The sequence below is a fragment of the Acidovorax sp. GW821-FHT10A04 genome (assembly GCF_059415825.1).
Genome location: NZ_JBWKNZ010000005.1, coordinates 146782 through 168628, shown reverse-complemented (window position 1 = coordinate 168628; position 21847 = coordinate 146782). Strand labels below are relative to the sequence as shown.

The 21847-nt window shown below is 67.7% G+C and carries 19 protein-coding genes; 3 read left to right on the top strand and 16 right to left on the bottom strand.

Translation table 11 applies throughout. From position 1 onward, the window contains the following. Positions 1 to 9: 9 nt before the first annotated feature. From AC07PF_RS12960 to AC07PF_RS12920, 9 genes are all read right to left on the bottom strand, one after another. Positions 10 to 1743, bottom strand: a complete 1734-nt coding sequence (locus tag AC07PF_RS12960; protein ID WP_494612149.1) for an IlvD/Edd family dehydratase — start codon at positions 1741 to 1743, stop codon at positions 10 to 12. Between the two features lie 35 nt (positions 1744 to 1778). Next, the gene (yjfF, locus tag AC07PF_RS12955) at positions 1779 to 2834 is read right to left on the bottom strand and encodes a galactofuranose ABC transporter, permease protein YjfF (RefSeq protein ID WP_494612148.1); all 1056 of its coding nucleotides are present in this window, start codon (positions 2832 to 2834) and stop codon (positions 1779 to 1781) included. After that, positions 2831 to 3883 (bottom strand): ABC transporter permease, encoded by a 1053-nt coding sequence (locus AC07PF_RS12950; RefSeq protein WP_494612147.1) that lies wholly within the window; start codon positions 3881 to 3883, stop codon positions 2831 to 2833. The genes yjfF and AC07PF_RS12950 overlap by 4 nt, the downstream gene beginning before the upstream one ends. Further along, complete coding sequence (locus AC07PF_RS12945) at positions 3876 to 5411, bottom strand: sugar ABC transporter ATP-binding protein (RefSeq protein ID WP_494612146.1); 1536 nt, start codon at positions 5409 to 5411, stop codon at positions 3876 to 3878. The genes AC07PF_RS12950 and AC07PF_RS12945 overlap by 8 nt, the downstream gene beginning before the upstream one ends. Before the next feature lie 6 nt (positions 5412 to 5417). Next, on the bottom strand, positions 5418 to 6647 hold the full coding sequence (mmsB, locus tag AC07PF_RS12940; RefSeq protein ID WP_494612145.1) for a multiple monosaccharide ABC transporter permease: 1230 nt from the start codon (positions 6645 to 6647) through the stop codon (positions 5418 to 5420). Position 6648: 1 nt separating this feature from the next. Further along, on the bottom strand, positions 6649 to 8166 hold the full coding sequence (mmsA, locus tag AC07PF_RS12935) for a multiple monosaccharide ABC transporter ATP-binding protein (RefSeq protein ID WP_494612144.1): 1518 nt from the start codon (positions 8164 to 8166) through the stop codon (positions 6649 to 6651). Positions 8167 to 8268: 102 nt separating this feature from the next. Continuing rightward, positions 8269 to 9339 carry a multiple monosaccharide ABC transporter substrate-binding protein gene (chvE, locus tag AC07PF_RS12930; RefSeq protein WP_494612142.1) on the bottom strand — a complete coding sequence of 357 codons (1071 nt, stop codon included), beginning with the start codon at positions 9337 to 9339 and terminating at the stop codon, positions 8269 to 8271. A 110-nt stretch (positions 9340 to 9449) separates the two neighbouring features. Continuing rightward, positions 9450 to 10415: an ABC transporter substrate-binding protein gene (locus AC07PF_RS12925; RefSeq protein ID WP_494612141.1), complete on the bottom strand. Its 966-nt coding sequence runs from the start codon at positions 10413 to 10415 to the stop codon at positions 9450 to 9452. 78 nt (positions 10416 to 10493) lie between these two features. Next, positions 10494 to 11948 carry an aldehyde dehydrogenase family protein gene (locus AC07PF_RS12920; protein ID WP_494608123.1) on the bottom strand — a complete coding sequence of 485 codons (1455 nt, stop codon included), beginning with the start codon at positions 11946 to 11948 and terminating at the stop codon, positions 10494 to 10496. Between the two features lie 118 nt (positions 11949 to 12066). On the opposite strand from AC07PF_RS12920, the gene AC07PF_RS12915 reads away from it, so the two are divergent. After that, a complete protein-coding gene (locus AC07PF_RS12915) occupies positions 12067 to 13029 on the top strand; it encodes a LysR family transcriptional regulator (protein WP_007858090.1) in 963 nt (320 codons plus the stop codon). A 12-nt stretch (positions 13030 to 13041) separates the two neighbouring features. Here the strand turns inward: AC07PF_RS12915 and AC07PF_RS12910 are convergent, their stop codons facing one another. Continuing rightward, positions 13042 to 13839 carry an SDR family NAD(P)-dependent oxidoreductase gene (locus AC07PF_RS12910; protein ID WP_494612140.1) on the bottom strand — a complete coding sequence of 266 codons (798 nt, stop codon included), beginning with the start codon at positions 13837 to 13839 and terminating at the stop codon, positions 13042 to 13044. Between the two features lie 131 nt (positions 13840 to 13970). Here AC07PF_RS12910 and AC07PF_RS12905 point away from each other — a divergent pair, with 131 nt between their 5' ends. Next, the gene (locus tag AC07PF_RS12905) at positions 13971 to 14900 is read left to right on the top strand and encodes an SMP-30/gluconolactonase/LRE family protein (protein WP_494612282.1); all 930 of its coding nucleotides are present in this window, start codon (positions 13971 to 13973) and stop codon (positions 14898 to 14900) included. A 22-nt stretch (positions 14901 to 14922) separates the two neighbouring features. Beyond that, positions 14923 to 15867 (top strand): aldose 1-epimerase, encoded by a 945-nt coding sequence (locus AC07PF_RS12900; RefSeq protein ID WP_035205436.1) that lies wholly within the window; start codon positions 14923 to 14925, stop codon positions 15865 to 15867. Positions 15868 to 15885: 18 nt separating this feature from the next. On the opposite strand, the gene AC07PF_RS12895 is transcribed toward AC07PF_RS12900, so the two are convergent. From AC07PF_RS12895 to AC07PF_RS12870, 6 genes are all read right to left on the bottom strand, one after another. Beyond that, complete coding sequence (locus AC07PF_RS12895; RefSeq protein WP_035205433.1) at positions 15886 to 16551, bottom strand: glutathione S-transferase family protein; 666 nt, start codon at positions 16549 to 16551, stop codon at positions 15886 to 15888. A 107-nt stretch (positions 16552 to 16658) separates the two neighbouring features. After that, on the bottom strand, positions 16659 to 17273 hold the full coding sequence (locus AC07PF_RS12890; RefSeq protein ID WP_007858083.1) for a hypothetical protein: 615 nt from the start codon (positions 17271 to 17273) through the stop codon (positions 16659 to 16661). 162 nt (positions 17274 to 17435) lie between these two features. Beyond that, entirely contained in the window at positions 17436 to 17804 is a 369-nt protein-coding gene (locus AC07PF_RS12885; protein ID WP_494608118.1) for a response regulator, read from the bottom strand. A 19-nt stretch (positions 17805 to 17823) separates the two neighbouring features. Then, the gene (locus tag AC07PF_RS12880; protein WP_494612139.1) at positions 17824 to 19443 is read right to left on the bottom strand and encodes a sensor domain-containing diguanylate cyclase; all 1620 of its coding nucleotides are present in this window, start codon (positions 19441 to 19443) and stop codon (positions 17824 to 17826) included. Further along, positions 19424 to 19957: a putative pterin-binding protein gene (locus tag AC07PF_RS12875; RefSeq protein WP_007858004.1), complete on the bottom strand. Its 534-nt coding sequence runs from the start codon at positions 19955 to 19957 to the stop codon at positions 19424 to 19426. The genes AC07PF_RS12880 and AC07PF_RS12875 overlap by 20 nt, the downstream gene beginning before the upstream one ends. A 266-nt stretch (positions 19958 to 20223) precedes the next feature. Further along, positions 20224 to 21825 carry a rhodanese homology domain-containing protein gene (locus tag AC07PF_RS12870; protein WP_494612138.1) on the bottom strand — a complete coding sequence of 534 codons (1602 nt, stop codon included), beginning with the start codon at positions 21823 to 21825 and terminating at the stop codon, positions 20224 to 20226. Positions 21826 to 21847: the final 22 nt, after the last annotated feature.

The window sequence follows — 21847 nt, the reverse complement described above, 5'->3', positions numbered from 1 at the left end:
GGTCAAGGTTCAGTGCGAGTGGCGTGGTACGGCGGAACCCCGGCAGCCGACGAGGAAGTCGAAGTCGCAACCGTCGTCGGCCTGCAAAACATGGTCCACATACAGCCGCTGGTAGCCACCACGCCCGCCCATGTCGGTGTTGGAGAGCGCGGCCAGGCGCGCGGCCAGTTCCTCGTCGCTGATGTCGAGGTGCAGGCGGCCCTGCTCGCAGTCGAGCTCGATGAAGTCGCCATCGCGCACGGCGGCCAGCGGGCCGCCCGCGGCGGCTTCGGGCGCCACGTGCAGCACCACCGTGCCGTAGGCCGTGCCGCTCATGCGCGCGTCCGAAATGCGCACCATGTCCTTCACGCCCTGGCGCAGCAGCTTGGGCGGCAGGCCCATGTTGCCCACCTCGGCCATGCCGGGGTAGCCCTTGGGGCCGCAGTTCTTCATCACCATCACGCAGCTGGCGTCGATGTCCAGGTCTTCGTCGACGATGCGCTCCTTGTAGTGCTCCAGGTTCTCGAACACCACGGCGCGGCCGCGGTGCTTGAGCAGCTCGGGCGAGGCGGCCGAGGGCTTGAGTACCGCGCCGCGCGGCGACAGGTTGCCGCGCAGGATGCAGATGCCGCCATCGGCGATCAGTGGCTTGTCGATCGGGCGTATCACCTCGTCGTTGTACTGCGGCGCCTCGCGCACGTTGTCCCACAGGCTCTTGCCGTTGACGGTGAGGGCGTCGGGGTGCGGCAGCAGCCCGTTCTCGCCCAGGCGGCGCAGCACGGCGGGCAGGCCACCGGCGTAGTAGAACTCTTCCATCAGGAAGCGGCCCGAGGGCTGCAGGTCCACCAGGGTGGGCGTGCCGCGGCCGATGCGTGTCCAGTCCTCCAGGTCCAGCTGCACGCCGATGCGGCCGGCAATCGCCTTCAGGTGGATCACCGCGTTGGTCGAGCCGCCGATGGCGGCGTTGGTGCGGATGGCGTTCTCGAAGGCCTCGCGCGTGAGGATCTTGGAGAGCGTGAGCCCTTCGTGCGCCATCTCCACGATGCGCCGGCCCGACATGTGGGCCAGCACATAGCGGCGCGAGTCCACGGCCGGGATGGCCGCGTTGTGCGGCAGCGAGGTGCCCAGCGACTCGGCCATGCAGGCCATGGTGCTGGCCGTGCCCATGGTGTTGCAGGTGCCGGCCGAGCGCGACATGCCGGCTTCGGCCGCGAAGAACTGGTGCTCGTTGATCTCGCCCGCCTTCAGCGACTCATGCAGCCGCCACACGGCCGTTCCCGAGCCGATGTCCTTGCCGTCGAGCTTGCCGTTGAGCATGGGCCCGCCCGTGACCACGATGGCCGGCACGTCGCAACTGGCCGCGCCCATCAGCAGGGCCGGGGTGGTCTTGTCGCAGCCGACGAGCAGCACCACCGCGTCGATGGGGTTGCCGCGGATGGCTTCCTCCACGTCCATGCTGGCCAGGTTGCGCGTGAGCATGGCCGTGGGGCGCAGGTTGGATTCGCCGTTGGAGAACACCGGGAACTCGACCGGAAAGCCCCCCGCCTCGTAGATGCCGCGCTTGACGTGCTCGGCGATCTTGCGGAAATGGGCGTTGCAGGGAGTGAGCTCGGACCAGGTGTTGCAGATGCCGATGATGGGGCGGCCATCGAACTCGTGGTCCGGGATGCCCTGGTTCTTCATCCAGCTGCGGTACATGAAGCCGTTCTTGTCGGCGGTGCCGAACCATTCGGCGGAGCGGAGCTTGCGCGGGGAGGAGGTCATGCTGTTGTGGTTTTGGGAGAGGTGATTCGTGGAATTCAGGAAGGCTTGCCGCTGCGGTGCGTGAGCAGGCGCTGCAGCAGGCAGAAGACGAAGAGCAGCACGCCGACGACGATGCGCGTCCACCAGGAGCTGAGCGTGCCGTCGAAGGAAATCAGGGTCTGGATGATTCCGAGCATCAGCACGCCGAACAGCGTGCCGGCCACATAGCCCACGCCGCCCGTGAGCAGGGTGCCGCCGATCACCACGGCGGCGATGGCGTCGAGTTCCATGCCCGTGGCGTGCAGGCCGTAGCCCGAGAGCATGTAGAAGGTGAACACCACGCCGGCCAGTGCCGAGCAGAAGCCCGAGAGCGTGTAAACCCCGATCACCGTGGCGCGCACCGGCAGGCCCATGAGCACGGCCGAGTGCTCGTTGCCGCCGACGGCATACACGTTGCGCCCGAAGGGCGTGCAGTGCGCGACGAAGATGGCGGCCAGCAGCACCGCCATGGCGATCAGTGCGCCCAGCGAGAGCGAGGCACCCTCCCACAACTCCAGGCGCCACTGCGCCAACTCGGAATACGCCTCGTCCGCCATGCTGATCGAGTCGATGCTGATCAGGTAGCACAGGCCGCGCGCGAGGAACATACCCGCCAGCGTCACGATGAAGGGCTGCAGCCGAAAGCGCTCGATCAGAAAGCCCATGAAGGCCCCGAACACCGTGCCCATGACCAGCACCAGCGGGATGGCGGTGAGCGGGCTCCAGTGGTGGTGCTCCACCAGGCTGGCCAGCACCATGGTGGTCAGCGCCACCACCGAGCCCACCGACAGGTCGATGCCGCCCGAGAGGATCACGAAGGTCATGCCCACCGCGACGATGATCAGAAAGGCGTTGTCGATCAGCAGGTTGAGGAACACCTGGGCCGAGAAGAAGCCCGTGTAGAGCACCGAGCCCGCCGTGGCCATGGCCAAGAACAGCGCGATGGTGGCTGCCAGCGGCAGGTACTTGGGGTTCAGGCGCATGCGGGTCGGAGTCGTTGGGCGCGCTGGCGCTGTGGCGGGCGTGGCGCTGGTGGGTGCCGCATCCAGGGCGGGGCTGTGTCCGCCGCTCATGACAGCGCTCCCCCGGCCGCGGGGCGGCGCACCAGGGCACCCACCTGGGCGCGGAAGTCGGGCGACTGCAGCAGCATCACGATGAACACCACCACGGCCTTGACCACCAGGTTGATCTCGGGAGGCACGCCCAGCGAATAGATGGCGTAGGTCAGCGTCTGGATGATGAGCGCGCCGATGACGCTGCCCACCAGGCTGAAGCGCCCGCCGGTCAGTGCCGTGCCGCCCAGCGTGACGGCCAGGATGGCGTCGAGCTCCAGCATCTGGCCGGCGTTGTTGGCGTCCGCGCTCTTCACGTTGGAACTGATCAGCAGGCCCGCGATGCCTGCGCACACGCCGCAGAATGTGTAGGCCGCGATGACCAGGCGGCGCGACTGCACGCCGGCCACGCGTGCCGCGGTCGGGTTGATGCCCACCGCCTGGATGAACAGGCCCAGCGCCGTGCGTGTGACCGCCAGGTACAGGCCGAAGAACACCGCGGCCAGCACGAACAGCGAAAACGGCAGGCCCAGCAGGTAGCCCCCGCCCAGAAAGAAGAAGGGCCCGTAGTAGATGGTGATGATCTGCCCATCGGTGATCAACTGGGCGATGCCGCGCCCGGCCACCATGAGGATCAGCGTGGCGATGATGGGCTGCATGCCCACCCTGGCCACCAGCAGGCCGTTCCACAGCCCGCACAGCAGTGCCGCGCCAATGGCGCCGGCCATCGCCAGCGGCAGGGGAAAGCGGCTCTCGGTGCCCGAGACCGAGCCGCCGATCATCCAGGCGCCCACGGCGGCGGCGATGGCCACCACCGCACCCACCGAGATGTCGATGCCGCGCGTGGCGATCACCATGGTCATGCCCAGCGACACCAGCGCCAGCGGTGCCGCGCGGTTGAGGATGTCGACCAGGCTGCCGTAGAGGTGGCCGTCGCGCCACTCGATGTGCAGGAAGCTGGCGTTGAACGCCGTGTTCACGGCCAGCAGCAGGGCCAGCGTGACCAGCGGCCAGGTGAGCCGGTGGCGCAGCGCAGCGGCAAACAAGGAGGGGGTAGGTGCGTCAGGCATTTTCGGCGGCAATCAGTTCGTACACGGCTTCTTCGCTGCTGCCGGCGGGCAGCTCGCCAACCTTGCGGCGGTCGCGCAGCACCACGATGCGGTGCGCCACGCGCACCACCTCGCTCATTTCGGAGGAGATGAAGACCACGGCCATGCCGGCCTGGGCCAGGCGCAGGATCTGTTCCATGATTTCCTGCTTGGCAGCCACATCGATGCCGCGCGTGGGCTCGTCCAGGATCAGCAGGCGCGGCTCGATGGCCATCCAGCGCGCCAGGATCGCCTTTTGCTGGTTGCCGCCCGAAAGCAGCGCGATGGGCGTGTCCACGCTGCTGGTCTTGATGCCCAGGAGCTTCACGTAGCGCTCGGCAATCGCTGTTTGCTCGGCACGCGACAGAAAGCGCCCCATGCCCATGCGCGCCTGCAGTGCCAGGGCGATGTTCTCGCGCACCGAGAGCTCGGCCACGATGCCATCGGTCTTGCGCTCCTCGGGGCACAGGGCCAGGCCCTCGCGGATCGCATCCATGGGGTTGGCGAAGGCCACTGCCTTGCCATCGATGCGCAGCACGCCGCGGTCGGGCGCCTGCAGGCCGAACAGCAGGCGCGCCAGCTCGGTGCGGCCCGAGCCCAGCAGGCCAGCCAGGCCCACCACCTCGCCGGCCCGCACCTTCAGGTCCAGGGGCTGCAACTGGCCGCTCTGGCCCAGGCCCTCGGCCTGCAGCAGGGCGGTGCTCGCGCCATCGAACTGCGGCGAAACAGGCGGCTCGGTGGACTGCGCGGCCAGCTCGCGTCCCAGCATGGCATTGATCAGCGCCTGCGCCGGCAGGTCGGCCGCCGCCCATTCGCCCATCCAGGCGCCGTTGCGCAGCACCGTGATGCGGTCCGACACGGCATACACCTGGTTCAGGAAGTGCGTCACGAAGACGATGGCCAGGCCCTCGCCGCGCAGGCGGCGCAGCACCTCGAAGAGTTTTTGCACCTCGTCGTCGTCGAGGCTGGAGGTGGGCTCGTCCAGGATCAGCACCTTGGCCTCGATGCTCAACGCCCGGGCAATGGCCACCAGCTGCTGCACGGCCACCGGGTAGTCCGAGAGCAGGCGCGTGACGTCGATGGACAGGCCGATGCGCGCCACCAGTTCGCGCGCACGCTGGTGCAGCGTGGCCCAGTCGATGCGAAAGCCCTGGGCGATGCCGCAGCGTGGGTAGCGGCCGGCAAAGATGTTCTCGGCCACCGACAGGTTGGGGCAGAGGTTGACCTCCTGGTACACCGTGCTGATGCCCAGGCGCTGGGCGGCCAACGGCGAATCGGGCCACACGGCCTGACCGGCCAGGCGCATCTGGCCGCCGCTGGCTTCGAGCACGCCGGTGAGCACCTTGATCAGCGTGGACTTGCCCGCGCCGTTCTGCCCCATGAGGGCGTGGATCTCGCCCGGGTACAGGTTCAGCTGCACGTCGCGCAGCACAGGGATGCCCGCAAACTGCTTGTGGATGCCCGTGAGCTGCAGCACGGGAGCAAGGGTGTGATCGGTGGTCACGTCCATGGGCTTTCAGGCCTTGTTCTTGTTGTAGACGTCGACCAGCACAGCGGCGAGCAGCACCACGCCCTTGATGACCTGCTGGTAATCGATGCCGATACCCAGGATGGACATGCCGTTGTTCATCACCCCCATCACGAAGGCGCCGATCACCGCGCCCATGACCTTGCCCACCCCACCCGAGGCCGAGGCCCCGCCGATGAAGCAGGCGGCGATCACGTCGAGCTCGAACCCCAGGCCGGCCTTGGGCGTGGCGGTGTTCAGCCGCGCGGCGAAGACCAGGCCGGCCAGGGCGGCGAGCACGCCCATGTTGATGAAGGCATAGAACGACAGGCGCTCGGTCTTGATGCCCGAAAGCTTGGCCGCCTTCTCGTTGCCGCCCATGGCGTAGATACGGCGGCCAATGGTGGTGCGGCTGGTGACGAAGTCGAACAGCACGATCAACAGCGCCATGACCACCAGCACGTTGGGCAGGCCCTTGTACGAGGCCAGCAGGTACGAGAAGTAGACCAGCAGCGCCGCGAACACCGCCGTTCGCGCCACGAAGAAGGCCAGCGGCTCGGCCTGCACGCCGTGCCTGAGGCGGTTGGCGCGCGCCCGCACCCCGGCCACGGCCAGTGTGACGGCCACGGCCACGCCCAGCAGCAGCGAGGTGAGCTTCAAGCCCTCCACACTGAACAGGTCGGGCAGAAAGCCCGAGCTGAGCATCTGGAAGCCCGCGGGGAAAGGCCCCACCGATTGCCCGGCCAGCAGCGCCAGTGCCAGGCCCTTGAACACCAGCATGCCCGCCAGCGTGACGATGAAGGACGGGATGCGCGAGAAGGCCACGAACCAGCCCTGCAGCGCACCGATGAGGCCGCCGCACAGCAGGCACACCAGCGATGCGGGCAGGAAATGCCAGTGGTACTCCACCATCAGCACGGCGGCCAGCGCGCCGATGAAGCCGCAGACCGAGCCCACGGAGAGGTCGATGTGCCCTGCCACGATCACCAGCAGCATGCCCAGCGCCATGATGACGATGTAGCTGTTCTGCAGCAGCAAGTTGGTGAGGTTGAGCGGCTGCATCAGCGTGCCGTCGGTCATGTACTGGAAGAAGCCCATGATGGCCACCAGCGTGATCAACATGCCGTATTCACGGAAGTTGTGCTTGAGGTGTTCGAGCATCGGCTTGTCGTTGCCGGCCGGCGCCTCCGCGGAGGAGTTGGCGAGCGTGGCGGTGGAGGAGGGGGTCATTGGGGTCATGTCAACTGGCTTTCACTATCGCGCGCATGATCTTTTCCTGGCTTGCGTCAGAAGTGGGCATCTCGGCGACGAAGCGCCCTTCGTTCATCACGTAGATGCGGTCCGTGATGCCCAGCAGTTCGGGCATCTCCGACGAGATCACGATCACGCACTTGCCCTCGGCCGCCATCTGGGCGATCAGGGTGTAGATCTCGTACTTGGCGCCCACGTCGATGCCGCGCGTGGGCTCGTCGAGGATGAGCACCTCGGGGTTGGTGAACAGCCACTTGCCCAGCACCACCTTCTGCTGGTTGCCGCCCGAGAGGTTCACGGTCTTCTGGTCCACGCCCGAGCAGCGGATGCGCAGCCGGCGCCGGTAGTCCTGCGCGACCTGGTGCTCGCGCCCGGGGTCCATCACCGTGGCGGTGGAGATGCCGGAGAGGTTGGCCAGCGAGACGTTGAACTGGATGTCTTCACTGAGCACCAGGCCGTTGCCCTTGCGGTCCTCGGTCACATAGGCCAGGCCGTGGCGCACGGCCTTCTCCACCGTGCCCACGTCGATCTCCTGGCCCTTCAGCAGCACCTGGCCGCTGATGCGCTGGCCCCAGGACTTGCCGAAGATGCTCATCGCCAGCTCGGTGCGGCCCGCGCCCATGAGGCCGGCGATGCCCACGATCTCGCCGCGCCGAACATGCAGGTCCACGCCCTTGATGACCTCGCGCTCGGCGTGTTGCGGGTGGTGGGCACGCCAGTTGCGCACCTCGAACACGGTGGCGCCGATGTCGGGCTGGCGCGGCGGGTAGCGGTCGGCCATTTCGCGGCCCACCATGGCCTTGATCACGCGGTCTTCGCTGACCAGGCCGGTGCGGCAGTCGAGTGACTCGACCGTGCTGCCATCGCGCAGCACGGTGATGGCATCGGCCACGCGCGAAATTTCGTTGAGCTTGTGCGAGATCAGGATGCAGGTGATGCCCTGCTTCTTGAGCTCCAGCAGCAGGTCCAGCAGGGCCTGGCTGTCGTTCTCGTTGAGGCTGGCCGTGGGTTCGTCCAGGATCAGGAGGCGCACCTGGCGCGACAGCGCCTTGGCAATCTCCACCAACTGCTGCTTGCCCACGCCCAGGTGGGTGACCAGGGTCTCGGGCGATTCCTTGAGGCCCACCTTTTTCAGCAGGGCCTGGGCCTTGCTGTGGGCCGCCATCCAGTCGATCACCCCGTGGCGCGCCGTCTCGTTGCCCAGGAAGATGTTCTCGGCGATGGAGAGCAGGGGCACCAGGGCCAGTTCCTGGTGGATGATGATCACGCCCAGGTGCTCGCTGTCGCGGATGCCGTCGAAGCGGCGCTCCTGGCCCTCGAAGACGATCTCGCCGCTGTAGCTGCCATGGGGGTAGACGCCCGAGAGCACCTTCATCAGCGTGGACTTGCCCGCGCCGTTCTCGCCGACGATGGCGTGGATCTCGCCGGCACGCACGTTCAGGTTCACCTGGTTGAGTGCGACCACGCCGGGGAAGGTTTTGCGGATGTTCCGCATTTCAAGAATCATGGACTGAGTTCGTGCAGGAGGCTGGGGTCACGGCCTCTGTTGTCTCACGGTGCTCTGGCGCCGGGGGCGATGCGCTGCCGCCCTCCGGGTGCCAGGCCTGGCTTATTTCACCTGCGATTCCTTGTAGTAGCCGCTGCCCACCAGCACCGCATTCCAGTTGGCGGCATCGACCGACACCGGCTTGAGCAGGTAGGAGGGCACGACCTTCTCGCCGTTGTTGTAGGTCTTGGTGTCGTTGATCTCGGGCTGCTTGCCCGAGAGCGTGGCGTCCACCATGTTGGCGGCGACCTTGGCCAGTTCGCGCGTGTCCTTGAACACGGTGGAGAACTGCTCGCCCTTGAGGATGGACTTGACCGAGGGGATCTCGGCGTCCTGGCCGCTCACCACCGGGCAGGGCTGCTGGGCCGTGCAGTAGCCCACGCCCTTGAGCGAGGACAGGATGCCGATGGACAGGCCGTCGTAGGGCGAGAGCACGGCATGCACCTTGTCCTTGCCGTAGTAGGCCGAGAGCAGGTTGTCCATGCGCGCCTGCGCCACCGAGCCGTCCCAGCGCAGCGTGCCCACCTTGTTCATGCCCATCTGCTTGCTGCGCACCACCAGCTTGCCGCTGTCGATGTAGGGCTTGAGCACGCTCATGGCGCCGTCGTAGAAGAAGAAGGCGTTGTTGTCGTCGGGCGAGCCGCCGAAGAGTTCGATGTTGAACGGGCCCTTGCCCTGCTTCAGGCCCAGCTTGTCGACGATGGAGCTGGCCTGCAGCACGCCGACCTGGAAGTTGTCGAAGGTGGCGTAGTAGTCCACGTTCTTCGAGCCCTTGATCAGGCGGTCGTAGGCGATGACCTTGACGCCCTTGTCGGCCGCGTTCTGCAGCACGCGCGAGAGGGTGGTGCCGTCGATGGAGGCGATCACCAGCACCTTGGCGCCCTTGGTGATCATGTTCTCGATCTGCGCGAGCTGGTTGGGGATGTCATCGTCCGCGTACTGCAGATCGGTCTTGTAGCCGCGCTCCTTGAGCACCTTGACCATGTTGTCGCCATCGGCGATCCAGCGCGACGAGGACTTGGTGGGCATGGAGATGCCGATGCTGCCCTTGTCCTGGGCCAGCGCCAGCGGCGCGGTGCCCATGGCGGCAAGTGCCACGGTGGCCAGTGCGGCCTTGAAGATGGTGCGTTTCATGGATTTGTCTCCTGGTTTTATGGTTTTGTTCCCGGCCCCAGCAAAGCCTGCGATGGCCCGGGCCGGCCTCCCGCCATGCTGCCGGCTTGGCGCCGGCAGCAGCGGCATCATCAGTACTTGCGTTTCGGGAACTCGGCGGCAGCCACTTCCATCGGGAAGATGCCTTCCTCGGTCACGATGCGCTTTTGCACCGCCTTGCCGGCCTTGATGTCCTTCACGGCGCTCATCAGCTGCGGGCCCAGCAGGGGGCTGCATTCCACGCTCACGTTGAGCTTGCCGGCGATCATGGCCTCGAAGGCGCCCTTGACCGCGTCGATGGAGATGATGGTGATGTCCTTGGCGGGCTTGAGGCCGGCCTCCTCGATGGCCTGGATCGCGCCGATGGCCATGTCGTCGTTGTGCGCGTAGAGCACGTTGATCTTCTTGCCCTCGGCCTTGAGGAAGGCTTCCATCACCTCCTTGCCCTTGGCGCGGGTGAAGTCACCGGTCTGCGAGCGCAGGATCTTGAACTTGGGGTCGGCCTTGACGATTTCCTCGAAGCCCTTCTTGCGGTCGATGGCCGGGGCCGAGCCCACGGTGCCCTGCAGCTCGACGATGTTGACGTCGCCCTTCTGGTCCTTCATCTTGTCGACCAGCCAGCGGCCGGCCTTGCGGCCTTCTTCCACGAAGTCCGAGCCCATGAAGGTCACGTACAGCGACTGGTCCTTGACGTTGACCGAGCGGTCGGTCAGCACCACGGGGATCTTGGCGGCCTTGGCTTCGCGCAGCACGTTCTCCCAGCCCGACTCGACCACGGGCGAGAAGGCGATCACGTCCACCTTCTGCGCGATGAAAGAGCGGATGGCCTTGATCTGGTTCTCCTGCTTTTGCTGGGCGTCGGAGAACTTGAGCTCGATCCCCGCCTCCTTGGCGGCGGACTTGATCGACTCGGTGTTGGCGGTGCGCCACTCGCTTTCGGCACCCACCTGGCTGAAGCCCAGCACGATGGGTTTCTGGGCCCAGGCGGCGCCCGGGAGCAGCCCGGCCACGGGGGCGCAGGCAAGGGCGGATACGAGGGTCCGGCGGTTCAGTTTCATCATTTGTCTCCTGTCTGTCTGTTGTTGACGCTGTTGTGGAAGAAAGAAATGCACTGCGGGGAAAGGGAAGCGGGCGTTTCAGGCCAGCATGTAGCCGGTCTTGACCGTGGTGTAGAACTCGGCGGCGTAGCGGCCCTGCTCGCGCGGGCCGTGGCTCGAATCCTTGCGCCCGCCGAAGGGCACGTGGAAGTCCACCCCCGCCGTGGGCAGGTTGACCATGGTCATGCCGACCACGGCATTGCGCTTGAAATGCATGGCGTGCTTGAGCGAGGTGGTGCAGATGCCTGCGCACAGGCCATAGGGCGTGTCGTTGGCCAGGGCCAGCGCATGCTCGTAGTCGTCGGCGCGCAGCACGCAGGCCACGGGGCCGAAGATCTCCTCGCGGGCGATGCGGTGCTCGGGCCGGGCCAGGAGCAGGGCGGGGGCCATGTAGTGGCCGGGCGTGGCGCGTTCCAGGCGCTCGCCGCCCCAGACATGCTGGGCACCCTCGCTCCGGGCGATCTCCACATAAGACAGGTTTTGTTCCAGCTGGCCGGCATCGGCCACCGGGCCCATCTCGGTGCCGCGTTCGAGCGCGTGGCCCACCTTCAGGGCCACGAGCCGCTGGCGCAGCCGGTCCACGAAAGCGTCGTGCACGCCCGATTCCACGATCAACCGGCTCGAAGCCGTGCAGCGCTGGCCGGTGGAGAAGTACGAGCCCTGCAGCGCGCAGTCGATGGCCTGGTCCATGTCGGCGTCGGCCAGCACCACCAGCGGGTTCTTGCCGCCCATCTCCAGCTGCACCTTGGCGCGGCGCGCGGTGGCCGACTTGAGGATGCGCTCTCCGGTATCGACCGATCCCGTAAAGCTGATCGCATTCACCAGCGGGTGGTCCACCAGGGTCTGCCCGACCTCGCGGCCACTGCCCATGAGCAGGTTGAACACGCCGGCCGGCAGGCCGCAGCGGCTGATGATCTCGGCCAGGGCCCAGCCGCAGGCGGCGACCAGTTCGGCCGGCTTGAACACCACCGTGTTGCCGTAGGCCAGGGCGGGGGCGATCTTCCAGGCCGGGATCGCGAACGGGAAGTTCCAGGGGGCGACGATGCCGACCACGCCCACGGGCTCGCGGGTCACGTCCACCTGCACGCCCTGGCGCACCGAGGCCATGAGCTCGCCCGGGATGCGCAGCGCCTCGCCGGCAAAGAACTTGAAGATCTGGCCGGCACGGGCCACCTCGGCCACGGCCTCGGGCAGGGTCTTGCCTTCCTCGCGGGCCAGCAGGGTGCCCAGGGCATCCTTGCGCGCCAGCAGTTCGCTGCCGATCAGGTCGAGCACGTCGGCGCGGCGCTGGGGGCTGCTCTGGCTCCAGTGGGGCAGGGCGTCGGCGGCGGCGCGGATGGCGCGCTCGGTCTGGTTGCGGTCGGCCCGGGCGTACTCGGCCACCACTTCACGGGTGTCGGAGGGATTGGTGCTCACGCCGGTGGTGGTGCCGATCTCCCAGCGCCCATTGATGAGGTGCCGGGGGGTGAGCTGCTGTGTGTCGCCGAGTTTCATGGGGACCTGGGAAAGAACCTTGGTGCAGATGTGCGCCAAAGTCTAAGATCGATTTAGATATCAATCTAATAGTTTTTTTGACAAAATACATATACGTCCACGCATTCTGGAAAACCCCATGAGCACCTACAACCACTGGTTCATCCGCGCACGCCTGAAGACGCGCCAGCTGCTGCTGCTGGTGGCCCTGGCCGAGGAGGGCAACATCCACCGTGCGGCCCAGGTGCTCAGCATGACCCAGCCGGCGGCCTCCAAGCTGCTCAAGGACCTGGAGGACGTGCTGGAGGTCTCGCTGTTCGAGCGCCTGCCGCGCGGCATGCGCCCCACCTGGTACGGCGAGACCATGATCCGCCACGCGCGCATGGCGCTGGCCAGCCTGAACCAGGCACATGTGGAGCTGGCGGCCCTCAAGACCGGGCATTTCGGCCAGGTGGGCATCGGCGCCATCACCTCGCCGGGCCTGAGCCTGCTGCCGGCCGCCGTGGCCCTGGTCAAGCAGGAGCACCCGAGCCTGCGCATCTCGCTCGATATCGAGACCAGCCCGGTGCTGATGGACCGGCTTGAGCAGGGCAAGCTCGACATCCTGGTGGGCCGGCTGTTCGAGGAGCACGACAAGGCCAACCTGCGCTACGAGCCGCTGAGCGAGGAGCTGGTCTGCGCGGTGACCCGACCGGGCCACCCGCTGTCGGGCATGGCGGGCTTGGCCCTGCGCGATGTGCTGGCTGCCGGCTGGATCGTGCCGCCCGCGGGCAGCGTGCTGCGGCACCGCTTCGACCTGATGTTCCAGCAGGAGGGCCTGGCGCCGCCGGTCAACGTGGTGGAGACCGCGGCCCTGCTGTTCATGACGCGCATGCTGCAGCAGAGCGACATGATCGCCGTGGTCGGCGCCGATGTGGCGCACTACTACGCATCGCACGGCATGGTGTCGGTGCTGCCGCTGGCCATGCCCTGCCACATGGACGCCTTCGGCATCATCACCCGCACCGACCGCCTGCTCTCGCCCGCCGCCAAGGTGATGATGAAGGCCCTCAAGCAGACCAGCCTGGTGCAGTACGGGCGCCGGCTGGAAGCGGGAGACTGAGCCGGGGGAGGGCTACACCCAGCCGGCGTCCACTTTGAACTCTTGCGCTGTGCACATGGCGGCATCGTCCGACGCCAGGAACAGCACCATGCGCGCGATGTCGTGCGGGCGCAGCTTGTCGGGCAGGCACTGGTTGCGCGCCAGCTCCTTCTCTCCCTCAGCGTCGAGCCAGAGCTTGATCTGGCGCTCGGTCATCACCCAGCCGGGCGACACGGTGTTGATGCGGATGCGGTCTTGACCAAGCGTGCGCGCCAGTCCCCGCGTGAGCCCGTTCACCGACGACTTGGCAATGGCATAGCAGGGGTAGCCTGCGCCCTTGCCCTGCCAGCCCGTGGAGCCCAGGTTGACCACCGAGCCCGCGCCCAGGCGGCGCATGCCGGGCACCACGGCCTGGATGGCGAAGAAGGCCGGGCGCTCGTTGATGGCCATGCGCTCGTCGTAGTAGTCGGGCGTCACGGATTCCAGCGTATGGCGGTCGTCGCTGGCCACGTTGTTCACCAGTACCGAGAAATCGCCCAACGCTGCCGCTGCACGGGCAATGGAGTCTTGCAGCGCGGCGATGTCGCGCACGTCGCACGCCTGCCACCAGGGGCGCGGGTGGCCTGCGTCGGCGATCTGCTGCGCCAGGGCTTCGCTGGCTTCGCGCGCCACGTCCACGAAGGCCACGCGCGCACCCTGTTCGGCGAACGCCGCGACGATGGCCGCGCCGATGCCGCTGCCCCCGCCCGTGACGAAGACCGATCGGCCTTGCAGGCTGGGAAATTGGGCGAGCGTGGCGGGCTGGGAGGGGGTATGGATATCAGTTGTCATTGCAATTTGTATATCGAAAAATTCCAAAAATAATCATTCCATGCATCAATTGACGTTGATAAGATGCCCGGCGTCAAGTGGCAGGCAGCTAAACAACAATCAGGAGACAAGCTTTGAGCAACCAGAGTCCCATGGCAGCGTCCGCTGCGTCGCGATTTCCCGTCCCCAGCCCCACGGGGCCCCTGCGCTGCGTGGTCGAAGCCGATGCGCAGCTGGGGGAGGGGCTTGTATGGTCCGTGCGTGAGCAGGTGGTGTATTGGCTGGACATCCTGGGCTGCCGCCTGTACCGGCTGGACCCGGCCACGGGCGTGCAGACGCAGTGGAGCTTCGACGAAGAGATCTCGGCCCTGGCCGAGCGCCGGGACGCGCCCGGCCTGATCATCACCCTGCGGCGCGGCTTCGCGCTGTTCGACCCCGCCACCGACAACGCCCCGCGCTACCTGCACCAGCCCGTGGCCGAGTTGCCGGGCAACCGCTTCAACGATGGCAAGTGCGATGCCGAGGGCCGCTTCTGGGGCGGCAGCATGGACTTCGACTGCCAGCTGCCCACCGGCGCGCTCTACCGCTACGACCCCGATGGCCGCTGCACGCGCCACGACGAGGGCTTCGTGGTGACCAACGGGCCCACCTGGGCCCTGGCGGAGGGCCGCCAGTGCCTGTACTTCAACGATACGCTCAGTTCTATCACCTGGCGCTACGACTTCGATGCGGCCGCAGGCACCGTTTCCCACAAGCAGATGTGGAAACGCTTCAGTGCCGAGGACGGCCTGCCCGACGGCATGACCACCGACGCCCTGGGCCGCCTCTGGATCGCCCACTGGGGCGGCCACTGCGTGACCTGCCACGACCCCGAGACGGCCGAGGAACTGGGCCGCGTGGTGCTGCCCGCAAGCCAGGTCACCACCTGCGCCTTTGGCGGCGCGGACCTGCGCACGCTGTTCATCACCACCGCGCGGGTCGGCCTCACGCCCGAGCAGCTCGCTGCACAGCCGCTGGCCGGCAGCGTGTTTGCCATCGAGATCGACAGCCCCGGCGTGCCGGCCCATCTGTTCGCCGGCTGACCTCCCTCACGAAAGCATGCGCATGAGCGATTCCACCACCCACCCCATTACCTGGCTGAGCCATGCGGGCCAGCACCTGGGGCTGGTCCCCTCCCTGGGCGGCAGCGTGGCTGCCTGGCAGATCGACGCCCCCGGGCAGCCTGGCGGCCGGATCGACCTCTGGCGCCCCTGGGACGGGGCCACGCCCGACCTGTACCAGCTTGCGTCGTTTGCCATGGTGCCCTGGTCCAACCGCATCAGCGGCGGGGGCTTCACCCACGCCGGAAAGTTCCATCCCATGCAGCCCAACCGGGCAGGGGAGCCCTATCCCATCCACGGTGATGGCTGGCTGCAGCCCTGGACCCTGTCGCAGCCCGCGCCGGACACGCTGCAGATGCACCTGCGCTCCGAATGCTTCCAGGGCAACCCCTACGACTACGAATCGGTGCAGACCTTTCGCCTGGTGGAGGGCGGGCTGGACCAGCATGTGCTGGTGCGCCACCGCGGCGCCGAGCCGCTGCCCTATGGCATCGGCGTGCACCCCTGGTTTCCGCGCACGCCGGGCACGCGCATCAGCGCGCCGGTGCAGGCCGTGTGGCTGTGCGGCGATGACCCGTTGCCCACGCAGCACTCCCCGCAGTTTCCCGAAGGCTGGAACCTGAATGCCGGCATCTCCGCGCAGGGCGACCTGATCGACAACGGCTACACCGGCTGGGGCGGCGCGGCACGCATCGACTGGCCCGAGCGCGGCCTCCGGCTGACCGCCCACATGCCGGACTTTGCGCAGGACGGCGGCGTCACGCAGCACTTCTGCCTGGTCTACCGCCCCCCGCAGGGCCCGGCCTTCTGCTTCGAGCCCATCACCCAGCCCATCGATGCCTTCCACCTGCCGGGGCAGCCCGGCCTGCGCGTGCTGGAGCAGGGGGAGTCCTTTGCGCTGAACGTGCAATGGCGCCATGGCGCGCTGCCTGCCAGCGGCACGCCCTGAGAGGAGAGGCCTGGCCGTTCAGGCCTTGCTGGCGGGCTCTGCAGCGGCGGATTGCTGCTGCTGTGCCGCCAATTCGGCGTCGAGTGCCTGGGCGCGCTGGACCGCCTCGCGCGCCTGGAACCTTGCCAGGTAGGCGGACAGCGCAGGCGTGATCGGAAACAGCTTGAACGACGATATCCAGCCCAGCGCGCTGCCCCACAGCACATCGGCCGCCGTGAACCGGTCTCCGAGCCACCAGGGGTTGGCCTGCTCGATCTGCGCATTGAGCGTGCGCAGCACGCTCTCGTAGTCGCCATACGGTGAGGTGGACTGCGAGCCGCTGTCGCGCTGCATGGCCTTGTCCACCACGGCAGGCTCGAAGCACGAGCCATAGAACACCATCCAGCGCAGGTAGGCGCCGCGCAGCGGATCGCCCACGGCGGGGGAGAGGCCGCGCTCGGGGTACAGCTCGGCCAGGTACATGTAGACCGCCGCCTGCTCGGTGACCAGCGTCTCGCCGTGGAGCAGTGCCGGTACCTTGCCCATGGGGTTGATGGCCAGGTAGTCGGCCTCGCGCTGCTGCTTGGCCTTGAGGTTGAGCACATGCATCTCGTGCTCGGCCCCCAGTTCCTCGATGAGGATGCGGGCCCCGACGGAGCGGCTTTGCGGGGCGTGGAAGAAGGTCAGGTGGCGGTTGGAAGGCATCATGGGCTGGTCTCCTGTGCGCGTGCAATGCGCAGCCGCCTTTATAGGCCCATTTTGTGGCAGCCCTGCACGCGCCGACAGGTCGGCGCAGGCTTTCGGCTGGCCGGTCAGTCCGCCTCTGCCGGGCGGCCCAGCAGCCGGTCCACCGCAGAGCGCAGGGCCAGCAAGGAGGTGGTGTTGAGCACGAACACCACGAAGCCCTCGATCTGGCTGCTGAGCAGTTCGAAGCGGATGTGCAGGAACACCACCAGGTGGTTCTGGATGCGCGTGCCCAGGATGGTGCGGCTGTCGCCCACATCGACGCGGGGCGGGCTCAGCTCGAACTCGTTGCCCAGCAGGTCGGCCAGCGTGGCCAGGCAGGCGCTGAGCATCACATTGCCCAGCTCTGTCATCGCGTCCTGCTCGATGCTGCTCAAGTCCTCGCCGCTCAGGCTCTGGCCGGCGACGATGCGCACGATGTCGAGGCTCTTGTCGCCCGGGAAGATCAGCAGCGCATCGCCGTTGAACACCCCCCTGAAAGGCTGGCGAACCCCGTACATGGGGCTGCCGGCCGCGCCCAGTTGCTGGGCCGCCTCGCTCACCGTGAAGATGCTCACGTGCGGCACCGACAGCAGCACCTCGTCGCGCATGAGCTGGCCCATGGCCGCAGCGGCCTTGCCGACGCCAATGTTGAAGATCTCGCTGAGCGCGTCGATTTGCTCCGCATCAAGCTTGGCAGTCATATCACTCTCCACAGCGCTGCGCGTCACCTGCGACGCATGAAACTGGCGCGCCCAAGGCCAGTGCCCCCACGCAAGGGCCGCCCCGCCGCGCTGGGGGCGTCCCCCTCCCAGATTGCGAAGCAATAGGAGAGGGGGACGGCGCAAAGCGACTCAGGGGGTGCTTCATTCCTTTTCTCCTGCCAGTGCGGCGAGCTTCCTCGCTGCATCGGCCGTGATGGGCTTGGCGATGAAGGCCAGGCCGGCTTCCTCGATGCGTTCCTGCACGGCCCCCTGGACGTTGGCCGTGACGATCGCGATGGGCAGCTGGGGCCGGGTCTTGCGCAGCAGCAGGGCCGCCTCCAGGCCATTCATCCCGTGCATGTTGAAGTCCATGGACACGATGTCCACGGCATGCTGCTCCACCATGGCCAGGGCTTCTTCGCCACTGCCGGCGTGCAGGATGGTCCATTGGGGGTAGGCCTGCAGGACGAGACCCTGCAGGATGAGCCGGGACATGCGGCTGTCGTCGACGATCAGGAGTTGCAGGCTCATGGTGTTGGTGGTACGTGGGTCATTGGGAGTGCGCGGCAGCGCTTTCATAGGCGAGCACCTTGTTGCGGCCGGAGGCCTTGGCGCGGTACAGCGCCTGGTCTGCCCAGGCGAGGATGGTGTCGATCCCGGCGTCCCGGTGCGCCATCTCGGCCATGCCGATGGACACGGTGATCTTCAGTGGCTCGCTGGCGATGGACAGGATCTGCAGCTTGGCGATGGCGTCGCGGATGCGTTCGGCCACGGACCAGGCGCTCTCGGTGGACGAATGGGGCAGCAGCGCGGCAAACTCCTCGCCGCCCAGCCGCCCGAGGATGTCGGCCTCGCGCAGCACGTTCGCAATCGAGGTGGCGCAGGCGCGTAGCGAGTCGTCACCGGTCTGGTGCCCATACCGGTCGTTGATGCGCTTGAAGTGATCGATGTCGATCATCAGCACGGTGCAGGGCTTGGCATGGCGGCGGCAGTGGTCGAGCAAGGCGGTGCCGCGCTCCAGGAAGGCCCGCCGGTTGAGCATGCCGGTCAGCGAGTCGCGCGTGGCCAGCTCGCGCAGCTGCGACTCCAGTTGCTTGTGCGTGCTGATGTCGAAGCACCACAGCAGGTGGGCCAGCTTGCCATCGACCTCGATGAGGCGTGCGGACAGGGAGCTCCAGCGGGGATTCTTCGCGCCGATCAGCGCTTCCATGCCATCCACCTGGCCGTACCGGTCCAGCGCCGCCATCAATTGCTGGCTGGCGCCCGGTTCGTGCAGCAGCTGCGGCAGGAACAGCTTGATGGGCGGAAATTGCAGGCCCAGGCGTTCCACCATCTGGCTGTTGATGAAGTGCACGAAGCCGCTTTCGACGTCCACCAGCACCACATCGCTCGGGCTGGAATCGAGGATGAAGCTCAGCAGCGCGCGGTTCTCCTCGATCTCGCGCGTGCGGCTGGCCACGCGCACCTCCAGCTGGCGGTTGGCCTGTGCCAACTGCTGGGACAGGGCCTGGGCCGATCGGGCTTCGTGCAGCAGCTTGCGGATCAAAAGGGCCGTGCCGACCAGCAGGCCGCCGAGCACGGCGCTGAGCAGCATGAACTGGCTGTGCAGGTCCTGGCGAATGCGGTCGGACTCCTGCGTGGAAAACAGGTGCACCGCCACGACCGCCTTGCGGATGCGCTGCAGCAGTTCGTCGGCATGCAGGGTGATGTCGCCGGCCACGTCGCCACGCACGGGCGGCGCTGATGCGAAGCGGGCCGACCACCGGTCGACATGCCTGCCCAGGTCTTCCAGGTCGAGCACGGTCTGGGGGAGCTCCTGCCGCAGGCGGGTGCCCAGGCGCGGGCTGGTGTCGGACAGGTCGAGCGTGCTGAAGAGGACCTCCAGGCGCTCCTGCAGCTCCGCCTCGGGCGCTTCCTGGGCCTTGACCTTACGGGCCAGCAGGGCCACCCGCGCCAGTTCGCTGTGGACGCTGGACACATGCCACAGGTCGCTTTGCTGAAAGGGTTGCGCCAGTGAGCGCACCTGGTGGAGCGTCCACCACAGGGCGACGGACGTGGCCAGCACCATGGCCGCCACCAGGGCCAACAGCCAGTAGGTTCCATTGCGGTGGGGTGGCAGGCGGCAGGCCTGGGGCGCAGGCGGCCGCAGCTTATCGGACGGAGAGGACATTGACCTGCCAGATGGTGCGGTTGACGTAGTCCTGCTTTTGCAAGCGGGGGTGCCGGTCAAAGGGGTAGATCAGGATCAGCGGCCCCTTGTCGCGGATGCCGATCGGCTGCTGGTCGCGCCGGTAGGCCAGGATGGGGTCGTACTCGACCAGATCGCTCCAGGGGATGCGAACGGAGTAGTCGTTCAGGGCCGTCAGTTCGATCTGGTGCTGTTCGTTGCCTCCCAGCTGTTCCACCAGCTGGCGCAAGGACACGCCGCGCCACCGGGACTTGCCCGGCATGCCCAGCGCTTGCGGCAGGGTGGTAGCGATTTCGCGTGGCGAAAGCCGCTCCAGCGCCTGCATGTCACAGGCCTGCGCAGGCTGGGTTGTGATGTGCACATGCAGCACCGTCCGCTCGCCCGATGCTGGGCACACCGGGTTGGCATGGGAGGGCAGGGGCAGCCACAGACTGGGCAGGGCAACAAACAGTGCGAGGGCTGCGCCGGGCAGCCCCGCCGGGGATCTGGGCATCATGAAGGGGTCTCGCTGGCTCGCTTCTGCAATGCGGTTGCAGGAGCAGACGCCGCGACTATGCCGGGATGCCTCGCCAAATGGGACCGTTTACGCGCCGTTGTGGGGGCAATGGCCCCGTTTTGACAATTGTTGACGGCTCGGAGCGCCGTGGCGCGGCCTGGAAGGCCGCAGCGCCGGGGGGCGGGGCTGCGGATTGCCTCAGGCTGGGGCGCGCTCTTCCATGCGCCTGCGGGCACGGCCTTGCAGGCCGCCCGCGCAGTGGCGCTTCAGATGACCCGAAAGCCGTGCGTGCCGTCGCGCCCGAGCTGCTCCACCAGCCCGAACTCCCAGTCCAGGTAGGCCTGCATGGCCGCGCGCGGGCTCTCCGTGCCCTCGTAGGGGCGGCGGTAGCGGTCGGTGCGGGGCGAGGCCAGGCGCGTCTCGCCATGCTCCAGCGGCAGGTTGGCCGCGATCCAGGCCTGGGTGCCGCCTTCGAGCACCAGCGCCTCGGCGCCTGTGAGGCGGGCCAGGTCCTGCGCGGCATAGCGGGCCAGCAGGCTGCTGCCGCAGGTGAGCACATAGCGCTCGGCGCGCGGGATGGCGGCCACGGCCTGCGCCAGCTGCGCGCGGATCACGAACCAGGCGCTGGGGATGTGGCGCTGCGTGTAGTTGGCGCTGCTGGTCAGGTCCAGCACGGCGGTGTGGCCGGGGGCTTCGTCCTGGAGCCAGGCGGCCAGTTGCGCGGGCGTGGTCCAGGCGATGGGGCCCTTCGGCTCGGGCACGGTGTTGGCCACGGTACCGGTCTCGGTGAAGGCGGAGGCCTGCACGCCATCGAGCACCCACGCCTCCCAGCCCATCTGGGCCAGCCACGAGGCGCTCATGTTGGCGCGCACGCCGTCGTCGTCCACCAGCACCAGGCGCGCACCGCGCACGGCGGCCGTGTGGTCGGTCTCCTGCACCAGCTGCCCGCCGGGCGTGTTGCGAAAGCCGGGCAGGTGGCCGGCCGCGAACTCCTCGGGCGTGCGCACGTCCAGCAGGTAGGTGGTGCGCCCGGCCTCGGCCGCAAAGCGGGCCAGGTCGCCGGCCTGGGCGCGCTGCACGCGGGCGCGGTCGGCCACGTTGCGCGCCTGCCCGGGGGCCTGGCTGCGGTCGATGTGCACGGCGGGGTCGAAGCGGCGGCTGGCACCGCGCTCCAGCGTCTGGCCGGCCAGCAGCCAGCCGATGGTGCCGTTGCGCAGCGCGGCCACGGGGTTGGGAATGCCCGCGTTGACCAGCGACTGCGTGCCGATGATGCTGCGCGTGCGCCCGGCGCAGTTGACGATGATCTGCGTGGCCGGGTTGGGCGCCAGCGCCTGCGCGCGCAGCACCAGCTCGGCACCGGGCACGCTCACGCCCGTCGGGATGTTCATGGTGTGGTACTCGTCGTAGCGGCGTGCGTCGAGCACCACCACGTCGGCCTTGGCGTCGATCAGGGCCTGCACTTCCTCGGCCGCCAGCGAGGGCGTATGGCGCTCGGCCTCCACCAGCTCGCCGAAGGACTTGCTGGGCACGTTCACGTCGATGAACAGCTCGCCCCCGGCATCGCGCCAGCCCTGCAGGCCGCGCGCCAGCAGGGTCACGCGGGTGTAGCCCAGCTGCTGCAGCGTGCGTGCCGCAGGCTCGGCCAGGCCCTCGCCATCGTCGTAGACCACGATGAAGGTGTCGCGCCGTGGGATGCGCGTGAAGGCGTCCAATTCGATCTTGCCGGCGGGCAGGTTGGCGGCGAACAGCGGGTGGCCCTGGGCATAGGGGTCTTCCTCGCGCACGTCGAGCAGGGCGATTTCCTCACGGGCCAGCAGGGCCTCGCGGACCTGGAGAACGGAAGTCAGGGGAATGGCGGGAGCGGTCATTGTGGGAATCGTACGGGTCTTG